This window comes from Pseudonocardia charpentierae (assembly GCF_031845345.1).
Taxonomy (GTDB): domain Bacteria; phylum Actinomycetota; class Actinomycetes; order Mycobacteriales; family Pseudonocardiaceae; genus Pseudonocardia; species Pseudonocardia charpentierae.
The window spans coordinates 75,512-91,449 of record NZ_JAVREJ010000005.1; the positions used below are offsets into that span (position 1 = coordinate 75,512).

The 15,938-nt window shown below is 73.2% G+C and carries 17 protein-coding genes; 13 read left to right on the plus strand and 4 right to left on the minus strand.

Annotated features, from left to right (window positions below):
- Positions 1-17: 17 nt before the first annotated feature.
- Positions 18-515: a VOC family protein gene (locus RM445_RS09725; RefSeq protein WP_311555831.1), complete on the plus strand. Its 498-nt coding sequence runs from the start codon at positions 18-20 to the stop codon at positions 513-515.
- Positions 516-527: 12 nt separating this feature from the next.
- On the opposite strand, the gene RM445_RS09730 is transcribed toward RM445_RS09725, so the two are convergent.
- Positions 528-1,157, minus strand: a complete 630-nt coding sequence (locus RM445_RS09730) for a trimeric intracellular cation channel family protein (RefSeq protein WP_311556021.1) — start codon at positions 1,155-1,157, stop codon at positions 528-530.
- 90 nt (positions 1,158-1,247) lie between these two features.
- Here RM445_RS09730 and RM445_RS09735 point away from each other — a divergent pair, with 90 nt between their 5' ends.
- Both RM445_RS09735 and RM445_RS09740 read left to right on the plus strand, forming a co-directional pair.
- A complete protein-coding gene (locus RM445_RS09735) occupies positions 1,248-1,997 on the plus strand; it encodes a mycothiol-dependent nitroreductase Rv2466c family protein (RefSeq protein ID WP_311555832.1) in 750 nt (249 codons plus the stop codon).
- On the plus strand, positions 1,994-2,773 hold the full coding sequence (locus RM445_RS09740; RefSeq protein ID WP_311555833.1) for an SDR family oxidoreductase: 780 nt from the start codon (positions 1,994-1,996) through the stop codon (positions 2,771-2,773). Before RM445_RS09735 ends, RM445_RS09740 begins: the two co-directional genes overlap by 4 nt.
- Before the next feature lie 35 nt (positions 2,774-2,808).
- Here RM445_RS09740 and RM445_RS09745 read toward each other — a convergent pair whose 3' ends face one another.
- Entirely contained in the window at positions 2,809-3,615 is an 807-nt protein-coding gene (locus RM445_RS09745; RefSeq protein ID WP_311555834.1) for a CPBP family intramembrane glutamic endopeptidase, read from the minus strand.
- Positions 3,616-3,715: 100 nt separating this feature from the next.
- Entirely contained in the window at positions 3,716-4,654 is a 939-nt protein-coding gene (ppk2, locus tag RM445_RS09750) for a polyphosphate kinase 2 (protein WP_311555835.1), read from the minus strand.
- 224 nt (positions 4,655-4,878) lie between these two features.
- On the opposite strand from ppk2, the gene RM445_RS09755 reads away from it, so the two are divergent.
- The 4 genes from RM445_RS09755 to RM445_RS09770 are packed head-to-tail and all read left to right on the plus strand — an operon-like array spanning position 4,879 to position 8,019.
- The gene (locus RM445_RS09755) at positions 4,879-5,088 is read left to right on the plus strand and encodes a hypothetical protein (RefSeq protein ID WP_311555836.1); all 210 of its coding nucleotides are present in this window, start codon (positions 4,879-4,881) and stop codon (positions 5,086-5,088) included.
- Positions 5,078-5,998, plus strand: coding sequence for an HpcH/HpaI aldolase/citrate lyase family protein (locus RM445_RS09760; protein ID WP_311555837.1), 921 nt, complete (start codon positions 5,078-5,080; stop codon positions 5,996-5,998). Before RM445_RS09755 ends, RM445_RS09760 begins: the two co-directional genes overlap by 11 nt.
- A gap of 51 nt (positions 5,999-6,049) precedes the next feature.
- Positions 6,050-6,343 carry a hypothetical protein gene (locus tag RM445_RS09765; RefSeq protein WP_311555838.1) on the plus strand — a complete coding sequence of 98 codons (294 nt, stop codon included), beginning with the start codon at positions 6,050-6,052 and terminating at the stop codon, positions 6,341-6,343.
- On the plus strand, positions 6,340-8,019 hold the full coding sequence (locus RM445_RS09770) for an alpha/beta hydrolase (protein ID WP_311555839.1): 1,680 nt from the start codon (positions 6,340-6,342) through the stop codon (positions 8,017-8,019). Before RM445_RS09765 ends, RM445_RS09770 begins: the two co-directional genes overlap by 4 nt.
- A gap of 17 nt (positions 8,020-8,036) precedes the next feature.
- Here the strand turns inward: RM445_RS09770 and RM445_RS09775 are convergent, their stop codons facing one another.
- Positions 8,037-8,975 (minus strand): AraC family transcriptional regulator, encoded by a 939-nt coding sequence (locus tag RM445_RS09775; protein WP_311555840.1) that lies wholly within the window; start codon positions 8,973-8,975, stop codon positions 8,037-8,039.
- Between the two features lie 82 nt (positions 8,976-9,057).
- Here RM445_RS09775 and RM445_RS09780 point away from each other — a divergent pair, with 82 nt between their 5' ends.
- The 6 genes from RM445_RS09780 to RM445_RS09805 all read left to right on the plus strand — a co-directional run bounded on the left by RM445_RS09780 (position 9,058) and on the right by RM445_RS09805 (position 15,936).
- On the plus strand, positions 9,058-9,546 hold the full coding sequence (locus RM445_RS09780) for an anthrone oxygenase family protein (RefSeq protein WP_311555841.1): 489 nt from the start codon (positions 9,058-9,060) through the stop codon (positions 9,544-9,546).
- Positions 9,547-9,585: 39 nt separating this feature from the next.
- Positions 9,586-10,536, plus strand: a complete 951-nt coding sequence (locus RM445_RS09785) for an NAD-dependent epimerase/dehydratase family protein (RefSeq protein ID WP_311555842.1) — start codon at positions 9,586-9,588, stop codon at positions 10,534-10,536.
- Between the two features lie 156 nt (positions 10,537-10,692).
- Positions 10,693-11,616 carry a manganese catalase family protein gene (locus tag RM445_RS09790; RefSeq protein WP_311555843.1) on the plus strand — a complete coding sequence of 308 codons (924 nt, stop codon included), beginning with the start codon at positions 10,693-10,695 and terminating at the stop codon, positions 11,614-11,616.
- Positions 11,617-11,779: 163 nt separating this feature from the next.
- Positions 11,780-12,499: an EcsC family protein gene (locus RM445_RS09795; protein ID WP_311555844.1), complete on the plus strand. Its 720-nt coding sequence runs from the start codon at positions 11,780-11,782 to the stop codon at positions 12,497-12,499.
- Between the two features lie 128 nt (positions 12,500-12,627).
- The gene (locus RM445_RS09800; RefSeq protein ID WP_311555845.1) at positions 12,628-13,320 is read left to right on the plus strand and encodes a hypothetical protein; all 693 of its coding nucleotides are present in this window, start codon (positions 12,628-12,630) and stop codon (positions 13,318-13,320) included.
- Positions 13,321-13,371: 51 nt separating this feature from the next.
- Positions 13,372-15,936 (plus strand): PEP/pyruvate-binding domain-containing protein, encoded by a 2,565-nt coding sequence (locus RM445_RS09805; protein ID WP_311555846.1) that lies wholly within the window; start codon positions 13,372-13,374, stop codon positions 15,934-15,936.
- The last annotated feature ends 2 nt before the right edge of the window (positions 15,937-15,938 follow it).

Below are 15,938 nucleotides of genomic sequence, written 5' to 3' on the forward strand. Positions count from 1 at the left end.
CCCGAGAGGACCCTGCGATGGCCGTCACCGACCCCGCGACCCGCGAAGCCGAGCGCACCCGCATCCGCGACGCCTACCTGAAGCCGCTCGACGAGCGGCCGCAGTCGACCGCACGCGGGCTGCACCACACCGCGCTGATCAGCAGCGACGTCGAGCGGACCGTGCGCTTCTACCAGGACGTGCTGGGCTTCCCGCTCACGGAGCTGATCGAGAACCGCGACTACCCGGGCTCCTCGCACTTCTTCTTCGACATCGGCAACGGCAACCTCGTGGCCTTCTTCGACTTCCCGGGCCTGGACGTCGGTCCCTACGCCGAGGTCCTCGGCGGCCTGCACCACATGGCGATCAGCGTCGCGCCCGACCGGTGGCAGCAGCTCGTCGAACGGTTGACCGAAGCCGGGGTGCCGCACGAGGTGCACAGTGAGGTGTCGGTGTACTTCCGCGACCCCGACGGTGCGCGCATCGAGCTGATCTCCGACCCGCTCGGCGAGATGTACGGCCAGCACGTGCTCTGACGACGCTGCCGGTCACCCGCTCGGCCGCGACTGCGGCGGCCGGGGAGCGTCGAGGGCGAACACGATCCCGAGCAGGCGCACGGCGAAACAGGCCGTCGCGGCCACCGCCGCGGCGGCCAGGCCGTACATGTCCAGCCGGCTCGCGGCGACGGTGACCGCGGCCCCGATGAGCGCGGGAATCGCGTACAACCCGCTGTGCAGCACAGCGGGTATCCGCCCGATCAGGACGTCGCGCACGGTGCCGCCGCCGACCCCGGTGACCGCGCCGAGGATGATCGCCTGACCGGCTCCGAGCCCGAAGTCGAGAGCCTTGCTCGCCCCCGTCACGGCGAAGAGGCTCAGGCCCGCCGCGTCGAGCAGGTTGATCGGCAGGTTCAGCCTGTCCAGCCCGCGAGGAAGGGCGAACGCGATCAGCCCGCCCGCCGTGGCGACCGCGAGGTAGCGCCAGTCGTCGAACGTGGCCGGCGGCACTGCCCCGATGACGAGGTCGCGCAGGATGCCGCCGCCGAGTGCAGTGATCATCCCCAGGGTCACGACGCCGACGATGTCGAGCCGCGCCGTCCGTACCGCGGTCAGCGCACCGTTGAGGGCGAACACGAACGTCCCGACGAGGTCGAGGACGAGCTGCAGCGTCGGTGACATGGGCACCGGCACTGCCTACCCGACCTCGGGGCCGGTGTCGTCGGACGCGCTCCGATACGCGCAGGGACGGGCGGCGCGTTAGCGTCACTCGTGGCCAGCTCCAACGTCGAGGCAGCCGACCTGCACCTCTACTTCGATCCCGTCTGCCCGTTCTGCTGGCTGACCAGCAAGTGGGTGCGGATGGTCGCGGCGCGGAGGCGGTACCGCGTCGACTGGCGCTTCATCTCGTTACGGCTGGTGAACAGCCACGTCGACTACGCCGCGCACTTCCCGCCGGAGTACGAGGCCGGCCACACCGCAGGCCTGCGGCTCCTGCGGATGACAGCGCGGACGCGGGCCGAGCACGGGCGCGAGGCGGTCGGACGGCTCTACGAAGCGCTGGGCGCGCGGATCTTCGACGGCGAGTTCGTCCCCGACGCTGCCGACGACCACGCTCGGCGAGGCACCCGGGCGTTCGTCGAACCCGTGCTGGCCGAGGCGGGACTGCCGGCGCGCCTCGCCGACGCCCTGGACGACCCCGCGTGGGACGCGGTGGTGCAGGCCGAGACCGACGAGGCGCTCGCGCTGACCGGCAAGGACGTCGGCACGCCGATCCTGCATTTCGAGCCCCCGGACGGGGCCGCCTTCTTCGGCCCGGTGATCAGCCGCCTGCCGTCGGCGGACGAGGCCGAGGAGCTGTGGAATCACGTGGTCGGCCTCGCCCGGTTCCCCGGCTTCGCGGAGTTCAAGCGCAGCCTGCGCGAGCTGCCCCAGCTGCGCGCGCTGGGCGTCGCCGAGGGCGAGGTCGGCGTGGTGCAGGAGTGGGAGGCGGGCAGCCGGCGGTTGAAGGGCGACCGATGATCACCCTGCTGGAGAACAAGGTCGTGTTCGTCAGCGGCGGGAGCCAGGGCCTCGGCGCGGCCGTCGCCCGCGCTGCGGTGCGCGAGGGCGCCGCGGTCGTCGTGACGGGGCGCCGTCCGGAGGTGGGGGAGAAGCTCGTCGGCGAGCTGACCGAGCAGGGGCACACGGCGCGCTTCGTGCAGGCCGACATCGCCGACGTCGGGCAGGCCCGGTCGGCGGTGGCGGCGGCCGTGGCCGAGTTCGGGCGGATCGACTGCCTGGTGAACTCCGCCGGCCTCACCTCGCGCGGAACGCTGCTCGACACGACGCCGGAGCTGTTCGACGAGCACGTCGCGGTCAACCTCCGCGGCCCGTACTTCACGATGCAGGCCGTCGTCGCCGACATGGTCCGACGCAAGGCACCCGGGACCGTCGTCAACATCATCTCGATCTCCGAGCTCGGCGGGCAGCCCTACCTGTCGCCCTACGTCGCGGCGAAGTCCGGGCTCGCCGGCGCGACCCGCAACGCCGCGTTCACGCACCGGTGGGACCGGATCCGGATCAACGGCCTCGACATCGGGTGGACCGAGTCCGAGGGCGAGGACGCGACCCAGCGCCGGTTCCACGGTGCCGGCGACGACTGGCGGGAGAAGGCGGCCGCGTCGGTGCCGATGGGCAAGCTGGGCCAGGTCGACGAGATCGCCGACTTCGTGGTGTTCCTCCTGTCCGACCGCAGCGGCGTGGTGACGGGGTCGGTCATCGACTGGGACCAGACGGTCGTCGGCGCCTGGGAATGACCACGCCCGACGAGTGGCCCGCGTCCCGTACTGGTCTACCTGGTGCGCGGGATGACGGGACGCATGATCGGGTCGAGCGCGACGGTGCCGGCCGCCCAGACCGCGGCGACCACGACGGCCATCGCCCACAGCTGCGTGTAGGCCGCGCCGGTGAACAGCGGGAACAGAACCGAGCTCGCGGTGTCGACCGTGCCGTGGAAGAGGGTCACGAGCAGCACGCTGCAGTGTGTGCGCAGGTAGAGCCACGTGTGCAGCAGCGAGAGCGGCACGATCCACAGCAGGAACAGCAGCGGCGGACGCTGCGCGGTCGACGGCCCCGCCACGAACGCCGGGAGATGGAACAGGAACCAGACGGGCGCGATCAGCAGGCTCGCGACGACAGGGCGGAACCGGGGGAGCAGCCGGGGCAGGAGGAAGCCGCGCCAGCCCAGCTCCTCACCGAGCGGTCCGCCGACGACGGTGCGCACGAGGAAGAGCATCGGCAGGAGCGACCACGGCGGGAACGTCACCGGTCCGGCGAGCGGCGCGCCGAGGGCGCGGTTCAGCAGCACGGAGAGCCCGATCATGGCGATCGGGCCCAGCAGTGCCACCGCGTACCAGACCGGTCGGACGCGCCAGCGGACGAGCTGCAGCAGCAGCGCCTTCACGTCCCGTCGGCCGCAGGCCACGGCGGTGAGGATCACGGCGGCGAGTGTCGGCCCGATCGGCAGCAGCGGCGCGCTGTCCGGGTTGAGCAACGTCAGTGGCCATGGCCACCACGACGCCGCCAGCGCGACCACCACGAACGCGACGAGCTGGCGGCGAGTGGTCCAGCGCCTACTCGTCTCCAGACCCTCGGACATCGCGTCCACCTCTCGCGCGGGTGCAGAAGGCCGACGCTAGAGCCCGGACGGGACCCGTGAACCGGCCGAACCGCCGAAACCCGATGGGCCGACGGGCGTTTCAGTCCCTGCCGGGCCGCGGCGTCAGCGCCGGGGTCTTGTCCGTCTCGAGGATCGACGCCGCCGACCCGACGATCTGCGGGTCGGGCTCGCCGACGATGTCGTGGTCCTTGTCCGGGTAGTCGAAGCGGCTGAGCACCAACCGCATCGCCTCCAGCCGGGCGCGCTTCTTGTCGTTGCTCTTGATCACCGTCCACGGCGAGTCGGCCGTGTCGGTGTAGAAGAACATCGCCTCCTTGGCCTCGGTGTACTCGTCCCACTTGTCGAGCGACTCGAGGTCCATCGGGCTGAGCTTCCACTGCCGCACCGGATCGACCTGGCGGATGACGAACCGGGTGCGCTGTTCGGAGCGCGACACCGAGAACCAGAGCTTGATGAGGTGGATGCCGCTGCGGACGAACATCCGCTCCAGCTCCGGGGCCTCACGGAGGAACTCCATATAGTCGCGGGCCTCGGCGAAGCCCATCACCCGCTCGACCCCGGCGCGGTTGTACCAGCTCCGGTCGAACAGCACGATCTCCCCGGCGGCCGGCAGGTGCGCGATGTAGCGCTGGAAGTACCACTGGGTCGACTCGCGCTCGCTGGGCTTCTCCAGCGCGATCACCCGCGAGCCGCGCGGGTTGAGGTGCTCGGTGAACCGTTTGATCGTGCCGCCCTTGCCCGCGGCGTCGCGGCCCTCGAAGAGCACGACGATCCGCTGGCCGGTCTCCTTGACCCACGACTGCAGCTTCAACAGCTCGATCTGCAGCAGCCGTTTGGTGTGGTCGTACTCGTCGCGCGACATCCGGTGGTCGTAGGGGTAGTCCTCGCGCCAGGTGTCGACGGGCGAACCGTCCGCCCCGACGAGTATGGGGTCGCCGTCGTCGTCCTCCTCGACGGTCAGGCCGGTGAGGTCTTCGAGGTCGATGGAGATGCCCGATTCGTCCGTCTTGGTGCCCACGGGCCGGGTGTTCCCCTCGTCCCCTCCAGGGCAACCACGTTTCCGGAGTCCGGAAGCGCGACCTCTACTGCGCCCATCGACGGTCGGCGGTGAAGCCGACCGACATCGACACGTGGTGACCCGCCACGGCGAGTCGCCGCTCGAGTTCGGCGCGGGCAGCTGCGGGTGCTGGCCGGTTCGCGAACTCGTGCGCCTGCGCGCGGAGCGCCTCCGTCGTCTGCCGGGTGACGTGCGGGCGGCGAGGCATCACGACCGTCGACGACGAGGACCTCGGCCCGCTGAAGATGCAGAACCTGATCTTCCGGCTGGGTGACACCCCCGGTGGGATCCGCTGGACCGGCAGACGGCTCGGCCAGGACAACGACGCGGTCTACGCCGAGCTCGGGGTCGACGCCGAGCGGCTGGCCGTGCTCCGCGAGAAGGGTGTCGTCTGATGGAGCCGGTGAGACGGATCGCAGCTATCTGTTCGCTCCCGGGCACAGCGCCAAGCTGCTCGACCGGGTGTTCACGGCCGGGGCCGACGCACTGATGCTCGACCTCGAGGACGCGGTGCCGCCGCAGCACAAGGCCGAGGCGCGCCGGATGGTCGCCGCCGCGCTGGCCGACCCGGCGGCGCCGGCGCGGGCCTGGGTGCGGGTCAACGCCGCCCGCACCAACATGTGCGCGGCGGACCTGGACGCGGTCACCGAGCACGCCTACGGCATCCGCTTCCCCAAGACGGAGTCGCCCGACGACGTGGCGTGGGTGGCGGCACGGGCGCCGGGCCTGCCGATCATCTCCGCGATCGAGAACGCGCGCGGGGTGCTGGCCGCCCAGGAGATCGCGGCGGCGCCGGGCGTGCGCCGCCTGGCCATGGGCGGGGTGGACCTGCAGCGCGATCTCAACACGAGCGGCGGCAACGCCCAGACGGCCTACGTCCGCAGCCACCTCGTGGTCTGCTCGCGCGCGGCGGGGATCGAGCCGCCGATCGACAGCGTGTTCCCGCGGCTCTCGGACGACGCCGAACTGCGGTCCCAGGCCGAGTTCGCACGGTCGCTGGGCTTCTCCGGCAAGTCCGCGATCCACCCACGGCAGCTGCCGGTCCTGCACGAGGTGTTCACGCCGTCGGAGCGGGAGGTCGCGTGGGCACAGGAGGTGCTGGAGGCGTTCGACGCCGCAGGCGGGGCGGCGCTGCGGCTGCCCGACGGCGAGTTCGTCGACCTGCCCGTGGCGCAGCGGGCGCGGCGGGTGCTGCAGATGGCGGAGGCCGTTCCGCGCGTGCTCGCCGGGGCACCGGTGAGCCGCGCACCCTGTGTGGCCCGCACACCCGCCACAGCGGTTGCGAGGATCCGAATACCTCTGTGAAGTGCGGAAACCGCCCCGCGTGCCGCCGCCGAGGTCGTAGCGTCCGGCGCCATGAACGGATTCGAGGTCCCGGTCGAGGTGCTGCGCGAGGCCGGCCGGGCGGGTGCCCCGGTGGCCGACGGCCTGGCCGTGCTGCCACTGGAGGAGGCCGTCGCGGCAGTCGGGACGGCACTGCCCGGTGGCGCGGCAGGCGCTGCGGCGGCCACGCTGGCCGTGGCGTGGGGGGCGCGGCTCACGGCGGCGACGGATGCGGTGGCGCGGCAGGCCGGGGCGCTGCAGATCGCGGCTGACGGCTACCACGCGGCGGAGCGCAGGGCGGTCGCGTCGCTGGTGGGGGAGCAGTGACGGCGGCCGCCCTGGGGCAGGTGCGGCGGTGGTCGGCGGCCGGACTGGACGCCGTGGCTGTCCGGCTCGAGGCCACCGGCCGGGCACTCGCCACCATCTGTGAGGCACTCGAGCGGGCCCGGCCGCCGGACGCGTGGCGCGGTGCCGCCGCGGATGCGGCTCGTGCCGGCCACGAGCGCGTGGCGACCCTGCTGAGGATGCTGGCGACCGACGTCGTCTCGGTGCAGGCCGGGGCCCGTGCCGCGTCCGACGCGGTCGGCGGGATCCAGGCAGCCCTCGCCCAGGCCCATGATCTCGCCGACGCGAACGGGTTCACCATCGCGGCCGACGGCACCGTCGCCGACACCGCGCTGTCGGGCCCCGGTACCGCCGACACCAGGCCGGCGGTGCAGGCCGAGATCGTGGACCGCGTCGAGCAGGTGCTGCGCGCGTCCGCGGTGCTCGACGCGGACCTCGCCGCGTTGCTCATGGCCGTCGCGCAGAGCGGAGCGGACCCGGCCGCCTCCACCGGGTCGTCCGCCGCCGCGATCGGTGTGGTCGCGCCGCCGGACGGGACGCCCGCAGACAGCGCAGGCTGGTGGTCCGCGCTGTCCCCGGCGGCACAGCGCACGGTCGTCGCCGAGCATCCCGAGTGGGTCGGGAACCGCGACGGCCTCCCGTCCGCGGTCCGCGACGAGGCGAACCGGGCCCTGCTCGGCGCGCAGGTCGCCCGGCTCGACGCCGACCTCCGGTCGGTGCGGGCGCGCTACGACGCGCTCACGGCCGCGGGGCCGGCCTCGCTGGAGGCGGTGTGGCTCACCGAGCGCAACAATCTGCTCGGCCGGCTCGGCGAGCTGCACCGGCGTCGGCAGGTGCTCGACGCCGTCCGCGCGACGATCTCCGGCTCCGACCGTCGGCTCCTGCTGCTGGACCTGGACCTGGCGCGCCCCCGGGCCGCGGTCGCGGTCGGTGACGTCGACGCCGCCGAGCACGTCGCCGTGCTCACCCCCGGATTCGGCAACACCGTCCGGGGTGACCTCACCGGGGTGGCCGATCAGGCGGACGCGCTGCGTGCTCGGTCGCTCGCCGCGCTGGACGGCGCCGGCCGCCACGGCGAGTCCGTCGCTGCGGTGGCCTGGCTGGGCTACGACGTGCCGGTCGGGCTGCTCGGCGTCGGCACTCCGGACGCCGCCCGCGCGGGTGGCGCGGACCTGGCCCGCTTCTACGAGGGGGTCGACGCGTCGCGGCGCACCGATCCGCACCTCACCGCGCTCGGCCACTCCTACGGATCCCTGACCACCGGCTACGCCCTGCAGCAGGCCGTCGGGGTCGACGACGCCGTGCTGTTCGGATCGCCCGGCATCGGGATCGACCACGTCGACGCTCTCCACGTGCCCGCCGACCACACGGGGGTCGTCGAGGCGTCGTGGGACCCGGTCGCGGACCTCGGGTGGTTCGGCGACGACCCGAACCGGCTCGAGGGTGTCACCGGGTTGTCGGCCCGCGCCGCAACGTTGCCCGACGGCACCGCCTCGGCGGGCTCGGTGCTGCACGCCCAGTACCTCACCCCGGGCTCGACCAGCCAGTACAACATCGCCGCGACCGTCGCCGGGTTGGCCGAGCAGCGGATCCTCGACCACGGGCTCGGCGTGGGCGACGTCGTGCGCGGCGCACTCGACGGGCGGTCGGGCTCGTGACCGGCGGCGGCCGCCGGTCAGGCCGAGGTGGCGCGGTGCTCCCGGGGGCTCACGCCGCGGGCCCGCTTGAAGGCCGTGCTCAGCGCGAACGGGCTGCTGTACCCGACCCGGCGGGCGACGGCGGCCAGCGTCGTGTCCGGGTCGCGCAGCAGGTCCGCGGCGAGCGCGAGGCGCCAGCCGGTCAGGAACTGCATCGGCGGCTCGCCCACCAGCTCGGTGAAACGGCGCGCCAGCGTCGCGCGGGAGACGCCCGTCGCCGCGGCGAGCGAGCCCACCGTCCACGGCCGCGCCGGGTTGTGGTGCAGCAGTTGCAGCGCCCGGCCGACGAGCGGATCCGCGTTCGCCGCGTACCAGGCGGGCGGTTCCGCGTCGGGGCGGGCGAACCACGCGCGCAACGCGCTGATCAGCAGGAGGTCGAGCAGCCGGTCGAGCACCGCTTCCTGGCCCGGCTCGTCGCGCCCGATCTCGGCGGCCAGAAGTGCGGCGATCGGCGAGTTCCACTCGGCCCGCGGCAGCACGAGCGCGGGCGGCAGGGCGCGCAGCAGCCGCGCACCGACCTCACCGTCGAGGGCGTACGCGCCGGTCAGCAGCGTCGCCGAGCCGCTCGGATCGTTCCCCCAGGTCCGCACACCGAGGCTCATGAGGTCCGCGAGGTGGTTCCCCGCCGCGTCGCGGCAGTCGCCGCCGGGACCGATGAAGAGCGTCGGGGCGCGGTCGGGCCGGTCCGCGACGACGTAGTGATCGGGCCCGCAGGTGACCACCGTGTCGCCGAGCGCCAGCTCGACCGGCCCGTCCATCGCCGGGTGGACGAACCACGCCTCGCCGTCGAGGACGGTGAAGACCGCCAGAGGTGCCTCGTCCGCGATCCGCAACGACCACGGCGGATCGAGCACGACCTTGAGCAGGAAAGCGCCTTGGGCGCGCGGCCCGTCCAGCAGCCCGGCGAGAGCGTCCACACGCGACAGCGTAGACGCTCGCGCATGTGGTCGAGGCTCTGTGCGATGGTTCCTCTCACATACTTGCTGTTGACTCGACGCCATGACCACGGGCTGGGCGACGGCGACACTCATCGGGGCGACGATCACGAACGGGCTCATGGCCGGTCTGTTCGCCGCGTACTCCTACGCGGTGATGCCGGGGCTGGCCAGGGCCGGCGACCGGACGTTCGTCGAGGCGATGCAGCAGACGAACGCGGCGATCCTCAACGGCTGGTTCGGGATCTGCTTCGGCGGAGCACTGATGTTCGCCGCCGCCGCGGCGGTACTGCACCTCGGGCGGCCGGGGCTGCCGTGGATCGTCGCCGGGCTGGTGTTGTACGCGGCCGTGCTGGTGATCACCCTCCGGATCAACGTGCCGCTGAACGACCGCCTCGCCGCAGCGGGCGATCCCGCCACCCTCGCGGATCCCGCAGCGGTCCGTGCGGCGTTCGAAGGCGTCTGGGTGCGGTGGAACATCGTGCGCGCCGTGTGCTCGACGGCGGCATTCGGCTGCCTGGTGGGGGCGTTGGCGGTCCGTGGCCCGGCATGATCGACGTCGCTGGTGTCCATCTCACGTGCGGGAGCGACGATGAGGGTGCTCGTCACCGGGGCGACGGGCTTCGTCGGGTACGCGGTGGCCGCCCGGCTGTGCCGCGACGGCCACGAGGTGTGGGGGCTGGCGCGGTCGGGCGGCCGTCTGCCCGACCGGGTGGGCCGGATCGTCGGCGACGTGCGCGACGACGCGGCGGTCCGGGCGGCGTTCATGCAACGGTTCGACGCCGTGTGCCACCTCGCCGCGCTGGTGCGGGTGCGCGACTCGCGGGCCGACCCCGTCGGGTACTGGCGGACGAATGTCGGCGGCACTCTCGCGGTGCTGCAGGCGCTCGCGGCGCAGGGGGGCCCGCCCGCGCGGCTGGTCGTGGCGTCGACCTGCGCCGTGTACGGCGAGCCGGGCGCGGCTTTGATCACCGAGGATGCGCCCACGCAGCCGACGCATCCGTACGGCGCGAGCAAGCTCGCCGCGGACCGGGCGGTCGCCGACCTGGCCGACACCGGGGTGATCGGTGCGGTGAGCCTGCGGGCGTTCAACGTCGCCGGCGGCCTGCCCGGGCACGGCGACCGCGACGAGACACGCCTGGTAGCGAAGGCCGTCGCCGTCGCGCGGGGGCGGGCGGCGGAGTTGACCGTGAACGGCGACGGGAGCGTGGTGCGCGACTATCTGCACGTCGCGGACATGGCCGACGCGTTCGCCCTGGCTCTCGACGCGTGCCGCCCGGGCCACTGGACCGTCTACAACGTCGGCTGTGGCCGGCGGAGCACGATCATGGACGTCGTCGCCGCGGCGGAGGCGGTGGCCGGCCGCCGACTCCCGGTGCGCCACCTGCCACCGGCGGCCGAGCCCGCCGAGCTGCTCGCCGATGCGAGCCGGATCCGCACCGAGCTCGGGTGGCGCCCGGAGCGGTCGGAGCTGCGGCGGATCGTGGCGGACGCGTACGCCGCCGACGAAGAGGGTGAACCTGCGCCCCACCCCGCGGGATGAGCCCGTGCGGCGAACGGCGACGGCGCCGTAAAACGATCGGCGAATCGGGGATTCATCGACCACTTTCGGGGCACCTGCTCCGCCGTCGGCAGGGACGCTGCCGGCGGGACCTCGAGGCCGGGCACGCGACTGCCGGCGTCGACGAAGGGAGTACGGATGTACCGCCACGTCCGCGAACTGCAGTTCACGTCGAAGCCCGAGAAGCCCGATGCGCTGTTCGCGATGAAGTTCCAGGAGATCCTGGGCGGCCAGTTCGGCGAGATGACCGTGATGATGCAGTACCTGTGGCAGGGCTGGAGCTGTCGCGTCCCCGGCAAGTACAAGGACATGATCATGGACATCGGAACGGAGGAGATCGGCCACGTCGAGATGCTCACCGTCATGCTCGCCCGGCTCCTCGAGGGCGCTCCCGGCGAGACGACCGAGAAGGCGGCGGCCGCGAACCCGGTGCTCGCTGCGGTGCTCGGTGGGCAGAACCCGCAGCACGCCATCGTCAGCGGCGGGAACGCCATGCCGACGAACAGCCAGGGCGTGCCGTGGAACACCGGCTACATCGTCGCCAGCGGGAACCTGCTCACCGACTTCCGCTCCAACGCGGCGGCCGAGGGGCAGAGCCGGCTGATGACCAGCCGCATCGCGAACATGACCGACGACCGGGGCGTCAAGGACATGCTCGCGTTCAACCTCGCCCGCGACACCTACCACCAGCAGCAGTGGCTCCTCGGCATCGAGCAGCTGCAGATGGACGGCTTCACCGACGGGGTGATCGAGCACTCCAACGGGGAGTGGGAGAATGCGGACGCCGCGCATGTGTTCTACACGTCCACCCCGGGGAGCCGGGCCGGTGAGGGCTTGTGGGCGACGTCGAACAGCCTGATCGACGGCCAGCCGTTCCGCACCGAGCCGCTGGAGCCGTTGACCGACGACACCGGCCTGCTGCCGCCGCCGGACCCGAAGCAGTTCGTCACCTACGACGGCAGCCAGGGCCCCGCCAAGCCGGGCGACGCGCGTGGCGCCTACGCCCAGGGTGCGCAGAACGTCGTGGGCAAGCTCAAGGACGCGTTGACGCCGGACAACTGACGTGCAGCGCCGACACAGAGGAACGGGCGCGCTCGCACAGGAGAAGCCGGGCCGGCACACAGTGCACGACGTGTGTGCCGGCCCGGCTTTCTGTGTGCCGGCGCGGGGCGTCGACCACCGGCACGAGGCCTGCCGCCTCCTCGCGGCCGGGCACAATGGAACCGTGGTCGACGACAGTACGTTCGCAGCGCTGGGGGATCGGCTCGTCGCGCAGGTCGTCGAGCTGGGGATCCGGGGGGTCGGCCCCCTCTCGACCGCCGTCGAGACCGCCGAGGAGCACCTCATCACCGCGGGCGGTGACCGCGAGGAGGCGATCCGGCGGCTCGTCGCCACGCACGTCCGGCTCGCCGCGGTGTCCGGATTCGTGACGGGTCTCGGCGGGATCGTCACCATGCCGGTCACGGTGCCGGCGGCCATGGCCGGCATGTACATCATCGCGACGCGCATGTGCGCCGGCATCGCCCACCTCCGCGGGTACGACGTCGAGACCGACGAGGTCCGCAGCGGCATCCTCGTGGCGCTGCTGGGCAGCGCCGGCACGGCGGTGCTGCGCAACACGGGCGTCCAGATCGGCCAGCGGTCCACGGCCGCGGCGCTGGAGCGGCTGCCCGTCCGCGTGCTCACCGAGCTCAACAAGCGGGTCGGCTACCGGCTGGTCTCGAAGGCGGGCGAGAAGGGCGTCATCAACCTGACCAAGCTCGTCCCGCTGGTCGGCGGCCCGATCGGGGCGGCGGTGGACGGCGTGAGCTGCAAGACCATCGCGGGGTATGCGATGCGGACCTTCCCGCCCGTCGTCCCGCGGGTGGTGCGCGCCGAGGTGGTTCAGACAGGGGCCGTGCAGGCGGGCGGCGAGGTCGTCCAGGGCGAGATCGTCCCGGACTGATTCCGCAGGGGTGGTGGCATCCCCGTCGGGCGCCGCCCTTCCACCACAGGTGATCGTCATGATGGTGCGCTGGGGGAACCGGACGGATCCGACGAGTGTTGCGGCAGCCGCACGTCATCGGAGGAACCATGGCCAGCACGACCACCCCCGTCCTGTCCGCGCACCTCAACCGGGTGCGGCCTCGTGACACGGTGTGGCCGTACGCCGGGATCCTCTCGGCCGTCGCCGTCGGGGTGTCCGGCACGATCCTGGCCCAGGGTCCGGGCACGTTCCGCGATGTCGACGGCCAGCCGGGCACCGCCTTCGTCCTGGCGAACCTCAACGGCGAGCTGCCCGTCAAGATCGGAGCAGGGCTGCACCTGCTCGGGATCGTCGCGGCCTTCGCGTTCCTGTTCGGACTGACCCGTTTCGTCGCGACCCACTCCCCGCGGACCGCCGAGCCGCTGCGCTGGGCGTCGATCGCGCTGCTCGCCTCCGGCACGCTCGGGGCGGCCATCCGCTACATCGCCGCGGGTGGGCTGCCAGGCGCCATGGACTCGCCGATGTACACCCCCGAGGCGTCCGCCACGATCGCCGTGCTCGCCGACCAGCTCTCCACCGCGTCGTTCCTGCCCGCGCTCGCCGTGATGGCCTTCGTCGGCCTCGCCGCCGTCCGCGACCGGATTCTGCCCGTCGGGATCGGGGTCGCCACGCTTGTGCTCGCCGGCGCGTCGTTCGCGGCGACGTTGGTGCTCGGACTGCCGTACAGCTCGTCGCTGGTCTACCCACTGTTCGCGCTGCTCGTCGGCATCGCCGGCCTGCTGTCGCGCCGCTTCGCCTGACCCCGGCTGCGGCCGCCGCTTCCTGTCGGTGCCGGGGTCCACACTGGCGGCATGCGGTACATCACGCAGCTGGCCGATCTCGGGCGGGGCGACCTCGCGGTCGCGGGCGGCAAGGGAGCGAACCTGGGGGAGCTGACCAGGGCGGGCCTGCCGGTGCCGCCCGGCTTCGTGCTCACCACGGCGGCCTATCGCGCCTACGTCGCCGCGAGCGGTATCGGCGACGAGATCGTCGCGGCGGCGTCCGACGGCAGGGCGGACGACGTCCGCGCGCTGTTCACCGCACCGGTCCCGGACGAGATCGCGGCGGAGCTGCGTGCCGCCCGCACGGAGCTGGGGCCGGCCGTCGCGGTCCGGTCGTCGGCCACCGCCGAAGACCTCGACGACGCGAGCTTCGCCGGCCAGCAGGACACGTTCCTCGACGTCCGGGGCGACGACGCGCTGCTTATCGCGGTCCGCGACTGCTGGGCGTCGCTGTGGACGTCCCGGGCCGTCGCGTACCGGGTCCGGCGCGGGATCGATCCGGAGGAGGTGGCGCTCGCGGTCGTCGTCCAGGAGATGGTCGACGCCGACGCCGCCGGAGTCATGTTCACCGCGAACCCGACCACGGGCGCCCGCGACGAGATCGTGCTCGCCGCCGCGTGGGGCCTCGGCGAGGCGGTGGTGAGCGGCGCCGTGACCACGGACGACCTCGTGGTCGAGAAGGGCACCGGCCGCGTCCGGTCACGCTCCACGGCGGACAAGGCCGTGCGCACCGTCGCGACCGGGCGGGGAACGGAAGATCGGCCGGTGCCCGCCGAGCAGCGCAGCCGTCCCGTGCTCGACGACGCCGAGGCCACCGCGCTGGCCGCGCTCGGCACCCGGATCGAGGAGTGGTTCGGCGCGCCGCAGGACGTCGAATGGGCCCGGGCGGACGGGGCGTTCGCGATCGTGCAGTCGCGGCCGATCACCGCGCTGCCCGAGCCCGCGGCCCCGCCACCCACCGACTGGTCGGTGCCCGACCGGTCGTCGTTCTACGTGCGGGCGAGCATCGTCGAGCAGCTTCCCGATCCGCTGACGCCGCTGTTCGCCGAGCTGGTCGACGGATCGGTCACCCGGTCGCTGCAGGCCGTGTTCGGCGAGCTCCTGGGCCGCAGCGACGTGGTGGGGGAGGGCGACGTCGCGCTGCCGACGGTCAACGGCTACGCCTACTACCGCTACAGCCGCCGCGGGATGGCCCGGCTGACACTGGCCTCGCTCCCGGCGTTCCGCGCACTCCTGCGCCGCGGACGGCAGAGCCTGCGGGCCCGGTGGCAGGAGCGGGCGCACCCGCAGTACGTCGAGGCTGTCGAACGTGCGAGCGCCCGGCCCGTCGAGGGTCTGACGGACGCGGAGCTGCTCGACGGCGCCGCGGAGCTGCTCGACGCGGGCACGACCTACTACACCGCGGTGCAGACGATCATCCCGCTCGCGGTCAGCAGCGAGTCGGTGTTCACGCGGTTCTACGAGCGGCTCGTGCGCCGGCCGGGCGGCCCACCGGCGGCGACCTTCCTCCTGGGTTTCGACAGCGCGCCGATCCGCGCCGAGCGGTCGCTCTACGACCTCGCCACCTGGACGCGGACGCGTCCGGCGCTGGTGGCCGCGTTGAGCGCAGCCTCGACGGCGAGCACGGTCGCCGCGATCGAGGCCGACGGGCCCCCGGCCGGAGTAGACGCCGCGACGTGGCAGGAGTGGTGCGACCGGTTCCAGCAGCACCTGGCCGTCCACGGCCACACCGTCTACAACCTGGACATCGCGGTGGCCGTCCCGGCCGACGATCCGGCCCCGTTGCTCGGCACGCTGCGGTTCTACCTCGACGGCGGTGGCGCTGATCCGACCCGGCGGCAGCGGCAGGCGGCCCAGCGCCGCGAGGAGGCGACCACCGCGGTCGCCGCGCGGTTGGACCCGGTGCGTCGGGCCGCCTTCCGCCGGCTGCTGCGCTGGGCGCAGTCGGCCGCGCCGCTGCGCGAAGATGCCCTCGCCGACGTGGGGCTCGCCTGGCCGCAGCTGCGCCGGATGCTGCGCGAGCTCGGCGCCCGGCTGGTGGCTGCCGGGGTCGTGGAGCGGCCGGACGACGTGTTCTGGCTGCACCGCGCCGAGATCCTCGCCGACCCGCCCGTCCCGCGGTCCGACGTCGTGGCGCAGCGGCGCGCGGTGTGGCGCGGGCAGCGGCAGGTGACGCCGCCCCAGGTGCTGCCGCTCGGCAGCTGGTGGGAGAAGGCGTTCGCGCGGTGGCTGCCCGCCTCGTCGGGGGAACAGACCGGCGCGGTGCTGCGGGGGATCGGCGCGAGCGTCGGCCAGGTCACCGCGACCGCTCGGGTGCTGGGCGGCCCGGCCGACTTCGGCCGCCTCCGGCCGGGCGACGTCCTGGTCGCGAGTATCACCACACCGGCCTGGACGTCGCTGTTCGCGATGGCGTCGGCGGTGGTGACGGACGTCGGCGGCCCGCTGAGCCACAGCTCGATCGTGGCCCGCGAGTACGGCATCCCGGCCGTGCTCGGCACGAACGTCGCCACCCGGCGGATCCCGGACGGCGCGCGGGTGCGGGTGGACGGCGACGCGGGCACCGTCACCTTGCTGGACGAAGACGGATCAGGCTGACA

Excerpts from the sequence above, each read along its gene's own strand:
- RM445_RS09725 (WP_311555831.1), top strand. The coding sequence starts at position 18 with ATGGCCGTCACCGACCCCGCGACCCGCGAAGCCGAGCGCACCCGCATC.
- RM445_RS09730 (WP_311556021.1), bottom strand. The coding sequence starts at position 1,157 with ATGTCACCGACGCTGCAGCTCGTCCTCGACCTCGTCGGGACGTTCGTG.
- RM445_RS09740 (WP_311555833.1), top strand. The coding sequence starts at position 1,994 with ATGATCACCCTGCTGGAGAACAAGGTCGTGTTCGTCAGCGGCGGGAGC.
- RM445_RS09745 (WP_311555834.1), bottom strand. The coding sequence starts at position 3,615 with ATGTCCGAGGGTCTGGAGACGAGTAGGCGCTGGACCACTCGCCGCCAG.
- RM445_RS09765 (WP_311555838.1), top strand. The coding sequence starts at position 6,050 with ATGAACGGATTCGAGGTCCCGGTCGAGGTGCTGCGCGAGGCCGGCCGG.
- RM445_RS09780 (WP_311555841.1), top strand. The coding sequence starts at position 9,058 with ATGACCACGGGCTGGGCGACGGCGACACTCATCGGGGCGACGATCACG.
- RM445_RS09785 (WP_311555842.1), top strand. The coding sequence starts at position 9,586 with ATGAGGGTGCTCGTCACCGGGGCGACGGGCTTCGTCGGGTACGCGGTG.
- RM445_RS09790 (WP_311555843.1), top strand. The coding sequence starts at position 10,693 with ATGTACCGCCACGTCCGCGAACTGCAGTTCACGTCGAAGCCCGAGAAG.
- RM445_RS09800 (WP_311555845.1), top strand. The coding sequence starts at position 12,628 with ATGGCCAGCACGACCACCCCCGTCCTGTCCGCGCACCTCAACCGGGTG.
- RM445_RS09805 (WP_311555846.1), top strand. The coding sequence starts at position 13,372 with ATGCGGTACATCACGCAGCTGGCCGATCTCGGGCGGGGCGACCTCGCG.